Source organism: Nostoc sp. C96 (assembly GCF_059384975.1).
In genome coordinates this window covers 4,802,075-4,817,375 of the sequence record NZ_CM182020.1, presented here as the reverse complement: position 1 = coordinate 4,817,375, position 15,301 = coordinate 4,802,075, and the positions used below count along the sequence as shown (strand labels likewise).

General features: G+C 40.8%; 8 protein-coding genes and 2 pseudogenes. 5 read left to right on the top strand and 5 right to left on the bottom strand.

What is annotated here, in order from left to right; all coding sequences use genetic code 11:
• Positions 1-153: 153 nt before the first annotated feature.
• The 3 genes from AC504W_RS20630 to AC504W_RS20620 form a co-directional block, all read right to left on the bottom strand.
• Positions 154-687, bottom strand: a complete 534-nt coding sequence (locus AC504W_RS20630) for a DUF421 domain-containing protein (RefSeq protein WP_494874089.1) — start codon at positions 685-687, stop codon at positions 154-156.
• Positions 688-714: 27 nt separating this feature from the next.
• Positions 715-1,629 (bottom strand): YihY/virulence factor BrkB family protein, encoded by a 915-nt coding sequence (locus tag AC504W_RS20625; RefSeq protein ID WP_096579446.1) that lies wholly within the window; start codon positions 1,627-1,629, stop codon positions 715-717.
• A gap of 133 nt (positions 1,630-1,762) precedes the next feature.
• Positions 1,763-3,292, bottom strand: a complete 1,530-nt coding sequence (locus AC504W_RS20620) for a YifB family Mg chelatase-like AAA ATPase (RefSeq protein WP_494874088.1) — start codon at positions 3,290-3,292, stop codon at positions 1,763-1,765.
• 76 nt (positions 3,293-3,368) lie between these two features.
• Here AC504W_RS20620 and AC504W_RS20615 point away from each other — a divergent pair, with 76 nt between their 5' ends.
• The 5 genes and pseudogenes from AC504W_RS20615 (at position 3,369) to AC504W_RS20595 (ending at position 11,888) form a co-directional block, all read left to right on the top strand.
• The gene (locus AC504W_RS20615; protein WP_494874087.1) at positions 3,369-3,716 is read left to right on the top strand and encodes a histidine triad nucleotide-binding protein; all 348 of its coding nucleotides are present in this window, start codon (positions 3,369-3,371) and stop codon (positions 3,714-3,716) included.
• A gap of 243 nt (positions 3,717-3,959) precedes the next feature.
• Positions 3,960-6,560, top strand: a pseudogene (locus AC504W_RS20610) (ATP-binding protein); the annotation flags it as partial.
• A 165-nt stretch (positions 6,561-6,725) separates the two neighbouring features.
• Positions 6,726-8,218, top strand: a protein-coding gene (locus AC504W_RS20605) for an ISNCY family transposase (RefSeq protein WP_494874086.1) whose coding sequence is annotated in 2 segments (ribosomal slippage) — positions 6,726-7,617 and positions 7,617-8,218 — 1,494 coding nt in all. Because the reading frame shifts where the segments join, the coding sequence is not laid out codon by codon here.
• Between the two features lie 142 nt (positions 8,219-8,360).
• Positions 8,361-10,520, top strand: a pseudogene (locus AC504W_RS20600) (GAF domain-containing protein); the annotation flags it as partial.
• Between the two features lie 24 nt (positions 10,521-10,544).
• Positions 10,545-11,888, top strand: a complete 1,344-nt coding sequence (locus AC504W_RS20595; RefSeq protein WP_494879668.1) for a PAS domain-containing sensor histidine kinase — start codon at positions 10,545-10,547, stop codon at positions 11,886-11,888.
• Between the two features lie 37 nt (positions 11,889-11,925).
• Here the strand turns inward: AC504W_RS20595 and AC504W_RS20590 are convergent, their stop codons facing one another.
• Together AC504W_RS20590 and AC504W_RS20585 are read right to left on the bottom strand one after the other, a co-directional pair.
• A complete protein-coding gene (locus AC504W_RS20590; RefSeq protein ID WP_494874085.1) occupies positions 11,926-13,542 on the bottom strand; it encodes an iron uptake porin in 1,617 nt (538 codons plus the stop codon).
• 272 nt (positions 13,543-13,814) lie between these two features.
• Entirely contained in the window at positions 13,815-15,215 is a 1,401-nt protein-coding gene (locus AC504W_RS20585) for a sugar porter family MFS transporter (RefSeq protein WP_494874084.1), read from the bottom strand.
• Positions 15,216-15,301 lie beyond the last annotated feature (86 nt).

Here is a 15,301-nt window from a genome sequence, read left to right as displayed (position 1 = left end):
CCAGGAGCAGAGGTGCAGGGGGGAAAACTTGTACAAATCTCTCCTCTGCTGACCTTCACCCAGCATTTTTGGGTTGGCGAACTAATAGGTTACAGGGGACAGGGTTTTCTTCCGCATAGAATTTTAGATGGTTTCTCTCAGCACTCAGCACTTTCATTGTGCTTTTTGTTTAGCTGGAGAAAGAGTTACTGTGTCTGAAGTGATGATACTGATACTGCCATCAGATTCCATGTAGGCTAATTTAACCTCAGCTAAAAATTCCACTCCTTGTTGGCGTAACTTACTCATCAACTCATCTTCTGTAATCAGTGCTTTTTTAAGATGTCGGTCAATCATTTGTCCATTTTTCACCAACAGCAGCGGTGGAGGATTGAGAAAGCGTTGAAATTTTGGCAATTTATAACCTAACCAGTTGAGAAAGTAACTCCAAAAAATCACTGTGCCTACTAGAATTCCACCTTCGGTAATTGATGTATAGTGACTTGCCATTGCATTTTGGGCTGCTTCAGCAAACAATACAACTACTAGTAAATCTGTGATTCCTAGTGTTCCTATCTGTCGGCTAGGAAGAAAACGTAAGATTGAGAACAACGCCAGATAAACTAGAGAACCCCGAATAATTAATTCTAAAATGCTAATACTAGGAATAAAAATTGCTGGCCAATCAATATAAAACCATTTGTCCATTTTTGGGTACTCAGTACTTTGTGATATTTATCTGCGATCGCTGTTGATGCGTTTTGATTGACCATTATTATTCATGGGTATAGCATTGCGTGTTGGCCGAATACCGCTACCATATCTTCTGGCGTAAACTTGCGTAAATTCTGCGCCAAAAAATAGAATTTGGGCTGCGTAATAAACCCAAGCGAGAATTACTACTAGTGAACCCGCTGCACCATAAGTTGAGCCAAAACTGCTGTTACCAAGATATTGACCTAGTAAATATCTACCCAAAGAAAACAATAGGGAGGTAATCACAGCGCCAATTAACACATCATTCCAGGTAATTTTGGCATCTGGTAAAACTTTGAAAATTAGTCCAAATAGTATTGTCGTAATCGCAAAAGAAAGAATAAAGTTAACAACTTGCCAAATAACATCTACACCAGGGAGTAAGTTGCTAAAATAACCTACTACTGCCGTTAAAGCTGTACTAATAACCAGTGTGACTAATAGTAAAAAACCAATACCCAAAATCATCGCAAAAGATAAAGCACGCTGACGCACAACATTTTTCATCGCCCGTCCGGGTTTTGGTTTGACTTCCCAAATTGTATTCAGAGCGTCTTGAAGTTCAGTAAATAAGCCTGTCGCACCTAAAAGTAAAAGTAAAATACTAATTACTGAGGCGATCGCACCTGTTTTTGGTTGGCTGGCGTTGCGGATGGCGATTTCGATAAACTTGGCTCCATCTGGCCCGACTAAACCTTGAATTTGCCGGACAATTTCACCTCTAGCAGCCTCTTCGCCAAATACTGCACCAGCGATCGCAATGACAATAATCAACAACGGTGCGATGGAAAAAATTGTGTAATAAGCTAATGCTGCGGCTAAACGCGAAGCTTTATCTTCACTCCATTCCTGAAAAGTTTCTTGAAACAGCCCCACAATTGCCTGAAAATTCATTTACCTAGTCTCCTTGTTGGAGGATATCGCTTTCTTCCTTGATATATTTGATACTGATTTTATAAATAGCGACATCTTCCTAAAGGGGTTTGTGCAGCTTTCTCAAGATAGAATTTATTTATACGCAAACTTTTCACAACATTCTATCGATGGTGCGGTACTGAATAGCTTCGGCCACATGATGAGATTGTAAGTCGTCTTCTCCGGCTAAATCTGCAATAGTGCGGGCAACTTTGAGAATGCGATCGCTCGCCCTCGCTGATAAACCCAATTTATTGATTGCGGCTTCTAATAAAGAACGACTAGCATCATCTAACTTGCACCATAGTGGCAGATGTCGGCTTTGCATTTGAGCATTGCACCGCAGACTTGTTTCTGATTGAAAGCGATGAATACTGCGATCGCGTGCTTGTTGTACTCGTTCCCGTACAGATTTTGATGACTCTCCTGTGGGTTGTTGAGTAATTTCTTCTGGTTTGAGGCGATTCACTGCCACCTGCAAATCAATTCTGTCCATTAATGGCCCAGAAAGCTTTGCCCAATATTGTTCTCGTTGTCTGGGCGAACAGGTACACTGTTGAATGGTATCGCCGTAGTAACCGCAAGGACAGGGATTGGTACTTGCTACCAAAGTAAATTGTGCGGGAAAAACAACAGATTGTTTTGTGCGAGAAATGGTGACATAGCCATCTTCTAAAGGCTGACGCAGAAATTCTAAAACATCACGTTTAAATTCCGTGAGTTCATCAAGAAAAAGTATACCGCGATGAGAAAGTGATATTTCCCCAGGACGGGGAAAACTACCACCACCAACCAAAGAAGGGCCGGATGCAGAATGGTGAGGACTGCGAAAAGGGCGATCGCGCACTAAAGAACCACGATTTTTTAATAATCCAGCGACAGAATGAATCCGAGTTACTTCCAAAGCTTCAGAAAATTCCAGCGGTGGTAAAATTCCAGATAAGCGTCTAGCTAACATTGTTTTGCCGCTACCTGGAGGGCCGACAAATATCAAATTATGTCCGCCAGCAGCCGCAATTTCTAAAGCACGCCGACCATGAGCCTGTCCTTTAACATCATGTAAATCTGCATTAGGATAAGATACTTGTACTGCCTCAACTACATCATGTATCTTTACAGGTTGGTAACATCCAGGATTATTTAATAAATCAACTACTTCCGATATACTTTGACAACCATAAACAGCCAATCCTTTTACTACAGCCGCTTCTTGGGCATTGTCAGCAGGTACAACTAAACCGGCAATTCCCATTTTTTGGGCAGTAGCAGCGATGGGTAAAACCCCAGCCACCGGGCGCAGACTCCCGTCTAGGGAAACCTCACCCAAGAATAGATAATCTCCCAATAAATCAGCATTAATTTGCTCAGAAGCCGCCAAAATACCCACACTAATCGGCAAATCAAAACAAGGGCCTTCCTTGCGTAAATCAGCCGGAGTCAAGTTAATCACGATTTTCCGCATCGGAAAAGCAAAACCAGCATTTTTTAAGGTAGCCTTCACCCTCTCTTTCGATTCCTGAACCGCGCTATCTGGAAGCCCCAAGACAATAATTCCTGGTAATCCCCCCGATACATCGACTTCCACCCCCACTTTTACAGCATCGATACCAACAATTGATGCACTCCAGACTCTCGCCAGCATTATTTTATTCCTTAGTCATTAGTCATCCGTCCGTCTTATTATTGACAATTGGCAAATGACAAATAACAAATGACCAATGACTAATCAAGACACAATTTTTAGTAAGATTATTCGTCGGGAAATTCCCGCCAATATCGTTTATGAGGATGATTTAGCTTTAGCGTTTACAGATGTTAATCCGCAAGCGCCAGTTCATATCCTCGTCATTCCCAAAAAACCCATAGCTAAATTAGCTGAGGCGGAAACTCAAGATGCAGCTTTGTTAGGACATCTGTTATTAACCGCCAAGCGTGTAGCCGCAGAAGCTGGTTTAACAAATGGTTATCGCGTTGTCATCAATACCGATGCTGATGCTGGTCAAACTGTCTTCCATTTACATCTGCATATTTTAGGGGGAAGACCAATGGCTTGGCCTCCTGGTTGATGTTTAATCCTTAAAGAAGGGTTTAAGGGTTTAAGGGTTTTTACTCACCTATACCCCTTAACCCAAACCCTTGATTTTTGAATTTCATAGCCAATCTCGACAGCAAAAGTTTGTGCGTAAATCATATCTGTACATACCGTTAATCAATATCTAGTTGGTGGGAATACTAACAAAGTCTAGACAAGCTCTGCACTGCTTGTTGATGAACAGCAAAAACCAACTTGTGCTATGAGGTACATTTAGATGGCGACAGTTAAAGCTCCCATCATTCCCGGATATGAAATAAGCGCACAACTGTACGCAGGCTCCAGAACCCAAGTATATCGGGCTATCCGCGAATCAGATCAACTCCCCGTCGTCATCAAGCTATTAACCTCAGAATACCCTACCTTTCAAGAACTACTGCAACTCCGCAATCAATACACCATTAGCAAAAATCTCAACATTGTCGGCATTATTCAGCCATTATCATTAGAAACATATCACAACAGTTATATTCTGGTGATGGCAGATACAGGGGGAATCGCATTACGCGAATATATGCAAACTCATCCCCTCTCCCTGGCAGAATTTTTGAGTATAGCCCTGCAACTCACCACCAGTCTCCATGAATTACATCAAAATCGAGTGATTCATAAAGATATTAAACCCGCAAATATCTTAATTCATCCCCAAACAAAACAAGTCCAAATCATTGATTTTAGCATCGCTTCATTACTACCCAAAGAAACCCAAGAAATCAAAAATCCCAATGTTTTGGAAGGAACCTTAGCTTATATCTCCCCAGAACAAACCGGGAGAATGAACCGCGCCATTGACTACCGGAGTGATTATTATTCTTTGGGTGTGACATTCTATGAATTGTTAACCGGAGAATTACCATTTAATAGCACTGACCCAATGGAATTGGTGCATTGTCATTTAGCGAAAATGCCAACAGTCATCGGGAACAGGGAAGAAATTCCGCAAGTGCTTTCAGATATTGTGTTGAAATTAATGGCGAAAAATGCCGAAGATAGATATCAAAGTGCTTTGGGATTAAAGTATGATTTAGAACTTTGTTTAGCGCAACTCCAAGATACAGGAGCAATTACAGATTTTCTCATCGGTGAACGGGATATTTGCGATCGCTTCTTAATTCCCGAAAAACTATATGGTAGAGAAACCGAAGTTAATCGCTTATTACAAGCCTTTGAGCGCGTCGCCAATGGCACATCAGAAATGATGTTAGTAGCGGGATTTTCCGGGATTGGCAAAACCGCTGTCATTAATGAAGTCCACAAACCAATTACCCGTCAGCAAGGCTATTTTATCAAAGGTAAATTTGACCAATTTAATCGGAATATTCCCTTCAGTGCCTTTGTCCAGGCTTTGCGAGATTTGATGGGACAGTTGTTATCAGAATCGGATGCAAAATTGGCACAGTGGCGCAGTCAAATTTTAGCAGTGGTGGGAGAAAATGGACAAGTTTTGATTGAGGTAATTCCCGAACTAGAACGAGTGATTGGTAAACAACTTCCAGCACCGTCACTATCGGGAACTGCGGCACAAAATCGGTTTAATTTGCTGTTTCAAAAGTTTATTGCGGTGTTGACGACAGCGGAACATCCACTGGTGATATTTTTGGATGATTTACAGTGGGCAGATTTGGCTTCTTTTGGGTTAATTAAACTGTTGATGGAAGATAAAAACTATCTGTTGTTGTTGGGTGCTTATCGGAATAATGAAGTGTCGCCCTCACATCCGTTAATGTTGACGGTGGAAGAGATGAAGAAAGCTGGAACGACGATTAATACTATTACTCTAGCACCGCTGATTGAGCAGGATACAAATCAGTTAGTAGCTGATACTTTACGTTGTAAAACCGAGCGAGCGCAACCTCTGACAAAATTAATTGAGCGTAAAACTCAAGGTAATCCGTTTTTTATTACCCAGTTTCTCAAGGCGTTATATGAAGATGGGGAAATTACATTTAATCATCAGCAAGGTTATTGGGAATGTGATATTACCCAAATTCAGTCCCTATCTCTTACTGATGATGTCGTGAAATTTGTCGCCAAACAGTTGCAGAAGTTACCTCAACCAACGCAAAATGTTTTGCAGTTAGCTGCTTGTATTGGTAATGCTTTTGATTTAAAAACTTTAGCCATAGTTTCTCAGCAGTCTTTCACTACTACTGCAACCGCATTATGGAAAGCTTTGCATGAAGGTTTAATTTTGCCAACTAGCCAAACTTACAAATTCTTTCAGACAGAGAGTGAAGCACAAACTAATTCCCAGAAAAATATTGATGATGATTTTGTGAATTTGACTTATCGCTTTCTGCACGATCGCATTCAACAAGCCGCTTATAAACTAATTGTAGCCGATCAGCGACAAGCAACTCATTTGGCGATCGGTCAATTACTGTACGCCAATACACCAGCAACTCAACTAGATAAACATATATTTGAAATTATCAATCACCTGAATAAAGGCATTGATTTAATTACTCAGCCTGATGAAAAACTAGAGTTAGCCCAACTGAATTTCATCGCGGGATGCAAAGCTAAAAGTGCGATCGCATATAATGCAGCTGTCAATTATTTTACTCAAGGCATTGATTTACTTCCTGCTGATCCTTGGACAACAAACTACGAACTTAACCTAAATCTGCATCACCAGCGTCTCGAAGCAGCTTGTCTAAATACCGACTTTGACAAGTTGGCAGCTTGGGGTGACATCATATTGCAATCTGCGACTTCTTTGCTCGACACTATTAAAGTCCATGAAACTCGAATGATGGCATTCCGTTCTCAAGGTAAATTTGCCGAAGTCGTAGAAACTGGGTTGCAGGTGTTGAAATCTAGTGTGGTAAAACTTACTAGAGAAGAGTAGAACTCCTGTAATCTTGACCTTGTAGCGAAATAATGGTGCAAAAACTTGGCAAGAAAAAGTCTAAAACCAGAGGCAACATCGTTTGAAGTACTCGATTGTGTTCAAAAAAAATGCCCATCGTGCGGTCAACCAATGTGGAATGAATACAATAATCCTCGACATATAAGAACATTAAATGGGGTAGTAGAACTACAGCTAAAAATTCGGCAATGTCACAATAAGTCATGTCTGCGGTACAAAAAAGCATATCGACCAGAGCAAGAAGGGTCACTCGCTCTACCACAAAATGAATTTGGTTTGGATGTGATTGCTTATATAGGAGCATTACGCTATCAGGAACATAGAAGCGTTCCCCAAATACACGCTCACCTTGAATTAAAAGGTATATGTATAAGTAAACGAACGGTCACGCACTTAATTGATAGATATGACGAGTTACTTTCTTTATGGCTAAAAGACCATAAAAGATTAAAAGCAATAGTGGCTAATCAAGGACGGGTGATATTAGCCATTGATGGGATGCAGCCAGAAATTGGACATGAGGTCTTATGGGTAATTCGAGATTGCTTATCAGGAGAAATCTTACTTGCTAAAACCTTATTATCATCAAGAAATGAAGATTTAGTGGCGTTATTATTAGAAGTAACTAATACTTTGGATGTACCAATTGATGGAGTTGTTAGTGATGGGCAACAATCAATTCGCAAAGCTGTTAGGTTAGCATTACCTAGAATTGCTCACGGTTTATGTCATTACCATTACCTGAAGGAAGCAATTAAACCCATATATGAGGCTGATCGACATGCAAAAAAGGAATTAAAGAAAAAAGTTAGAGGATTACGAGAAATTGAACGTAGTGTTACCAATGAAACTCAGGAAATGGCAACTATTATCGAAGATTATTGCTCGGCAGTACGTAGTTCTATAACTAATGATGGTCATCCACCATTAGAGGCATCAGGATTAAAGTTACAAGAAAATTTGACATTGATAGAGCAAAGCTTAGAACGGATGGAAAAAAAAGTGCTTTAACTCCACCTTTAGTCAACCTAAAACACCTGATAGCTAAGGGTTTATCTGCGACTGCATCTTTATTTTCACCTGTGAGGGTTGCATATCAGTGGGTTGATAAAGCTAGTGATATTCTCAATAATAAAATAGGTCTTAATGCTGCTGGTGTCAAACAAAGTTATCAGCAACTATTAACAGAAATGTCCCAACAAAAGCAGAAAGCTGGTACGCTGAACACTGCAATCGATAACTTTATAAAAACCACTCATAGCTACTGGTCTGGACTTTTTCATTGTTATGAAATTGAAGATTTTCCTAGAACTAATAATGACTTAGAACACGCTTTTGGTATGCTACGTCATCATCAACGTCGTTGCACTGGTCGTAAGGTTGCCCCCTCATCCCTTGTTATTCGTGGCTCTGTCAAACTTGCCTGTGCGATCGCTACTAAACTTCATTCTTTTACCGCATCTGATTTAGCACAAGTTGATATCGTTACTTGGCTCGAATTACGCTCTCAATTACAAAAACACCACAAAGCCAGAATTGAACAATATCGATTTCGCCGAGACCCCAAGGGTTACTTGGCTAATTTAGAGAGTCGTCTTCTCTAGTAAGTTTTACCACACTAGGTTGAAATTACTGGATGTGGAATTTCCTGAACAGCCAACTATTGCAGATATTGGCGCAACAGCCCAGTATACACGGCAGCTATGGCAGGAACGCACACCCTTAAGTTTTTTAGATTTGCCCGCGATGAACGACCCACATCAACTCGCAGCAATGCAAATCATGACCAAATTGGTGTCTTCCGTTTACGTTGCTGCACCTGCACTATTACCACTCATCACCTTCAAACAATTGCAGATGTCTATCCAGTTTGGTAATTCGTCTATTGCAATTTTTTCTTATGCAGACTACGGATTAATTCTCTGTGGTTTTATGGAAGATATTCACGCTGGCTATGAATTTGGACAACTTTCATTAAAGTTACTAGAAAAATTCCAGATTAACGCCTTTAAAAGCCGAGCTTACTTTATTATTAACAGTTTTATTCGGCACTGGAAAGAACCTCTGCAAAATATTATTCCATCTTTGTTGGAAGGTTATCAAATTGGTTTAGAAACAGGAGACTGGGAATGCGTAGCCTTAAACTTAGTTTTATACGCCAAGTACAGCTATTGGAGTGGGCGAGAATTAATAGATTTAGCTGAGGAAATGCAGCTTTATCGCCAAGTCATCAGTCAAATCAAGCAAAAGGCATCATTAAAATATTATGAGTGTTGTCAGCAAGCAATTCTCAATTTATTGGGTGAGGCGGAAGTTCCTTATTTTCTACAAGGTACAGTTTTGAATGTGAGCGAAGTTTTACCCAGTTTACAAGCTTTGAGTGACCGACTAGGTTTATTTTATATTTATTTGCATCAAGCATTTCTCTGTTATTTGTTTGAAAAATATGAACTAGCTGCACAACAAACAACCTTAGCAGAAAAATATAGTGATGCTAGTAGTGGCAGTTTGATGATAGTTGTTTGGTTTTTTTATGATGCTTTAATTCATTTAGAACAGTATGAAACAGCAGATACTGAACAAAAATCAATAATTATTGAGCGAGTCAATGGTCATCAAGAAAAATTGCAAAACTGGGCAACTTTTGCCCCTTTCAATCATCAACATCGCTGGCAACTGTTAACCGCCGAACGTTGTCGGGTTTTAGGTCAATATTATGATGCAATGGCACATTATGATTTGGCTATTGCTGGAGCCAAAACCCACGGTTATCTACAAGAAGAAGCACTTAGTAATGAACTGGCTGCAAAACTTTACCTGAATTGGGGCAAAGAGAAAGTGGCCGCAGGTTATATGCAGGAGGCGTATTACTGTTATGCGCGTTGGGGTAGCCAAGCCAAAATTAAGGATCTGGAAAACCGCTACGCCAATTTACTGCAACCCATTCTCCAGCAGAAATCACAATCGCTGAATGTACTGGAAACATTATCAGTGAACGTTACTCCCCATGTTTCAGTTCATAGTTCCCAAGAGCAAAGTCGTATCAATGTTGCCTTTGATTTTGCTGCTATCTTGAAAGCTTCTCAGGCCATTTCTGGCACAATTCAACTGGATGAACTACTGCACCAACTAACTCAGATTATTTTGCAACATTCTGGGGGCGATCGCTGCGCCTTAATCTTACCTAATCATCAAGGAGAATTTTTTGTCAGAGCAATTGCGACACCAGATAACACCGAACTTTTTTGTGAACCTTTAGAGAACAATCCAAATTTACCTGTCAAATTTATTCAATATGTGAAAAACACCCAAGAAATTCTGGTAATTGATGAACTGCAAACCGATTTACCTGTAATTGATGAGTATTTACAGCAACGACAACCAAAAAGTCTATTGTGCTTACCGATTCTCAATCAAGGTGATTTAATTGGCATTTTGTATTTAAAGAATCGCTCTACTAGTAGAGTGTTTACTAGCGATCGCATTCTCATTCTCAACTTTCTTTGTACTCAAGCGGCGATTTCTCTAGAAAATGCCCGACTTTATGAAGATTCTCAAATTTATGCTCAACAATTAGAACAATCTCTAGACAAGTTACGCCTGAGTGAAAATCGCTTTCAGAAACTCGCAGATAATATTCCAGGATTGATTTATCAAATTCGGATTCAACCTGATGGTTCATCTTCTGTGTCTTATGTGAGTTCTGGGTGTCAAACTCTCTACGAAGTAGCAGCAGAGGATATCATGTCAGGAAAATATAGCCTGCGTGATTTTGAACATCCCGACGATCAAGCTGAGGCTTTTCGTGCAACTATGGAGTCAGCGCAGAATCTCACCCCATTTCGACACGAATGGCGAATTATTACACCCAATGGAACTATTAAGTGGGTAAAAGCCGTTTCTCGACCAGAAATTAGTGAAAATGGTGAAATGGTTTGGGATGGTATTGTGATTGATATTAGCGAACAGCAAGCTGCACTTCGTGAACGCAAACGTGCGGAACAAGAACAACAGCGACTGCTAGGTATTTTGAATGCTACCCCAGATATTGTTGGCATTGCCGATGCCAAGGGTAATAGTCTCTACATTAATCCAGCCGGACAGAGAGTTTGGCAGATGAAAGATAGTGCGGTGAAATTTCACATTTCTCAAATCACCCCGCCTACAGCAATGGAATATCTGCAAAATGTCGCCATTCCTACCGCCATCCGCCAAGGAGCTTGGAGTGGAGAAGCTGCTATTTTAGATGCTCAAGGTAAGGAAATTCCAGTTTCTCAGGTAATCATTGCTCAACAAAACGCCGTCGATGAAGTTGAATATCTGGCAACTATTATTCGAGATATTAGCGAACGCAAACAAGCTCAAGCCGCAATTGAACAAAAATCCCAAGAATTGGAAAAAGCTCTACAAGAATTGCAACAAGCGCAACTACAAATGGTGCAGAATGAAAAAATGTCTGCACTGGGTAACTTAGTTGCAGGTGTGGCTCATGAAATGAACAATCCTCTCGGTTTTATTTCGGCTAGTCTGCAACAAGCTCAACCCATCTTTACTGATATCACTACACACCTCAAACTCTATCAACAAGCTCTCCCCAATCCTGAAGATGAAATTCTCGATCATGCCGAAGAAATTGATTTAGAGTATAGCTTAGAAGACTTGCCAAAAATACTTGATGCAATGCTGATTGCTTGTGAAAGATTAAAAAATATTAGCACTAGTTTAAGAACTTTCTCTCGTGCTGATCAGAGTTATAAAGTTTTATTTAACATTAATGAAGGCATTGATAGTACAATTTTAATTCTCAAACATCGTCTCAAAGCTAACGAAAAACGTCCAGAAATTATCATGGTTACAGACTACGAAAATTTACAACCAATAGCGTGTTTTCCTGGACAATTAAATCAGGTATTTATGAATATTCTGGCTAATGCTATTGATGCTTTAGATGAGTCAAGTATCGGACATAGTTTTGAGGAAATTAAATTAAATCCTCACAAAATTATTGTGAAAACTGCCATTGAAAATTACTATCTCAAAATTTCCATTGCAGATAATGGCAAAGGCATAAGCGAAGATGTAAAAGCACACATATTTGACCATTTATTTACTACCAAAGAAGTCAATAAAGGTACAGGATTAGGACTGGCGATCGCCCGACAAATTGTTGAAGAAAAACATGGAGGTAAAATTGCAGTTAATTCGGTTTTAGGCGAAGGAACAGAGTTTGTCATTTCTTTACCCATTGCCGATGAAGCTATCAAAAATGGATAGAGATAATTTTCATTAAAATCAGGGGATTAGCAGCAGTTCAAAAATCAAAAGTTGTCCGAACTACTCCTACATACTGAGTATCGTTATTGCGATTATTTTCTGGATTAAGAATTACCCACAAACCAGGAGTCACAGATATATTGTTATTCATTCGCCAACGATAGAAGGCTTCGATATGGTAAGAATTATCTCTTTCTTTACGGATATCACTTTGAGTAATCCGGGGCGGTAAACCAAAAACAATTCCTGACATATTGCCTTTACCCCCCAAATCTGGAAATGAGATACCAATTGCTCCAAACCAAGCATTAGCATTGTCACCACTATTCACAAACAAAGAATCTGTGCCACCCCTACCGTTAGAAATATCACTGAAACCAGAGTTTTTGGCATTTGCCCAAATATACCCACCCCAAGCATGAACCTGGAAATTTGGCGAAAAGCGATAGTATCCTTGAACACCTGCAATACTGTTAGTAGTTGCAATGTTGTTGCCAAAAGGGGCGCTGGATAAAGCGCTACCCCTGCCGGCGGTGATATCTACAGTCCCACCAGGGTTATATCCGTGAGAGTAGGCAACACCAACTGCCCCTTGTTTGCCGTAGTAAACTAAATGAGCCAAAGCATTGTACCCGCTATCAAATAGGCCATTTTTCTCTGTGGAATTATTGGGAGTATTGGCTAAATAGCCGAGAGTTAAAACCAAGTCTTTACTGATATTCCAGTTAGCAGCACCACCGCCGCCACCGCGTTCAAACAGCAGACTATTCTTGCCAAATAGAGAAGGGATACCATTACCATCATCGGCGATTGTGGCCGGAGTCACGTTGTCTGTGATGTCGTTGTAGCCAATACCTGTAGGGCCAACAACGAAGGAAAGAGAATCACTCACTGGGAAGTAATAACGGATGTGAGGGACAAACAGAGTATTGTTGCTGTCGTTATCGAAGTTCAAGCGCGTCATCCCTGTACCTGTAGCTGCGGCTATGCGGCTGGAACCATTGTTATTGGCAAAATTGCCAAACTCCAGTCGGACTCGCAATAAATCTTTGCCCGTGAAACTACTTTCTAGATTCAGACGACCGCGAGTTGCCAAGAAAGGGTTTGTTTCATCTTTTATGCCTGCAACCTTGTTGCCAAAGGTATCACTCACCGCCGTAATAATTTGAGCATTTAACCTTGTGGTAGTAGAAAATTGCTGCTTCTCTAGTGTGTCTGTACGAGCCTCTAAACTATCTACTTGACCGCGCAGTATAGCTAATTCTGTGGCAAAGTCTGTCTGTAACTTTTGCAACATTGTCAAGTCTTCTTGATTGACTACATTACTAGTAGATGTAGCAATTAACTCATTGATGCGATCTAAACAAGCATTTAACCCGGCGGCAAATTCATACCGCGTTAAGGCGCGATTACCGCCATAAGTAGAATTCGGATAACCTGCAATACAACCGTAGCGTTCGACTAATGATTGCAATGCAGTAAATGCCCAATCAGTTGGCTGTACATCAGAGAATTGAGAAACTGATGTGACTTGTCCTTGTAAACTATGAAAGTAGACATCTGCTGTATCAGAATTATGATCTAAAGATTCTGCCCAGACTGCTGGAGATGTCAATAATAAAAGCGAAAAACTGAATAAAAGGTGTTTCAGCATTGGAGGTAATCTGGTCTTTAACTAGGTGTAGTGAAAAATCTGCATGACAAGTTAGAAACCTCTGGCTGTATCTGCACTAGAGAGATTTCAATTGTTGGTTATTGGGACTTACAAATTCAAACTTTTATTTGTGATGCTGTTTGATGATTTGTATATCTGCAAAAAAAATCTAAATCTTTGAAAGTGAAAGTTTGTAATTAGTTGTTGTCTGATGTTATCGGGAATAGAGAATCTAAAAACTGTTACCTGTTCCCTATTCCTTGTTACCTAATTTACATATCTTCTAATTCCATTCCCTTGGTTTCCTTAATAAAGAAGAGAACAAAAAATAGTGAGATAGCTGCCGCAGTGGTATAGAGTCCGTAGGCTGCACCCAAGCCGAAATATTGCAGGATAGGAGGGAATGATGTAGAAACAGCGAAATTCGCTACCCATTGCATCGCCGCTGCAACCGAAAGTGCCGCCGCCCGAATTTTGTTATTAAACATTTCGCCTAACAGTACCCAAGTGACTGGCCCCCAGGAGAAACCGAAGCAAAATACATAGAGATTCGCGGCAATAAGAGCGACAATACCTGTGCTACCACTGAGAGTGGGATTACCAGCAGCATCTAGTGGCGCAGTACCGAAAATTGATGCCATTGTTCCCAAGGTAATGGTCATACCGATGGAGCCGAGAATCAATAGGGGTTTGCGACCAAATTTATCGACGAAAGCGATCGCCACTAATGTAGTAATAATATTTACTGCACCTGTGATGACTGTAATTGAGAGGGAATCTTTTTCGGAAAAGCCAACCGCTCGCCATAAAACGCTGCTGTAGTAAAAAATGACGTTAATACCGACGAATTGCTGAAGTAAAGATATCCCGATACCAATCCAAACTATGGGGAGAAGTCCACCACTCCGGCGTAAGAGGTCAGAAAATTGCGGTTCCCGTTCTCGCATCACTGTTTGGCGAATTTCCTCGATTTTGGCTAGGACGTTACCCCCGATAATTTTACTAAGAACATTAGCGGCTTCTGGCTCTCGTCCTTGAGCAACTAAGTAGCGGGGAGATTCGGGAATCATTAAAGCTGCCATCCCATACAACACCGCAGGCGGAATTTCTGTCCAAAACATCCACCGCCAAGCAGCAATCCCGAACAAAAAGGGCGACTCGGCTGAACCTGCTGATACTGCTATAAAGTAATCACACAGCAGGGCAATGAAAATTCCAATGACGATCGCTAGTTGTTGCAAAGACCCTAATCGACCGCGCAAATTGCTAGGAGAACACTCAGCAATGTAAGCTGGGGCAATCACACTAGCAGCACCAACTGCAAGTCCACCCAACAACCGCCAAAAGATAAAATCCCAAATGCCAAAGGCAATTCCAGAGCCAATAGCACTGATGGTAAATAAGACTGAAGCCACCACCATTGCTTTAACTCGGCCATATCGGTCAGCAATTTTGCCTGCATAGAAGGCTCCTAATGCCGAGCCTAATAATGCCAAGGATACGGCAAGGCCAGTGAGTACGCTGTTGGTGCTAAAAGCTGTGGATAAAGCGGCAACTGCACCGTTAATCACGGCGGTATCAAATCCGAACAAGAAGCCACCGAGGGCAGCAGCGCCAGCAATTAAAATGACATAGAAGGTGTTGGATTTACGCCTAGTTGTGGTAGATGTCATGGTTGTATTTGGTATTGGGGAATAAGATCATGAGTTATTCACGCAGAGACGCGGAGGCGCAGAGAGAAGAAGGAGAGTTGATATTC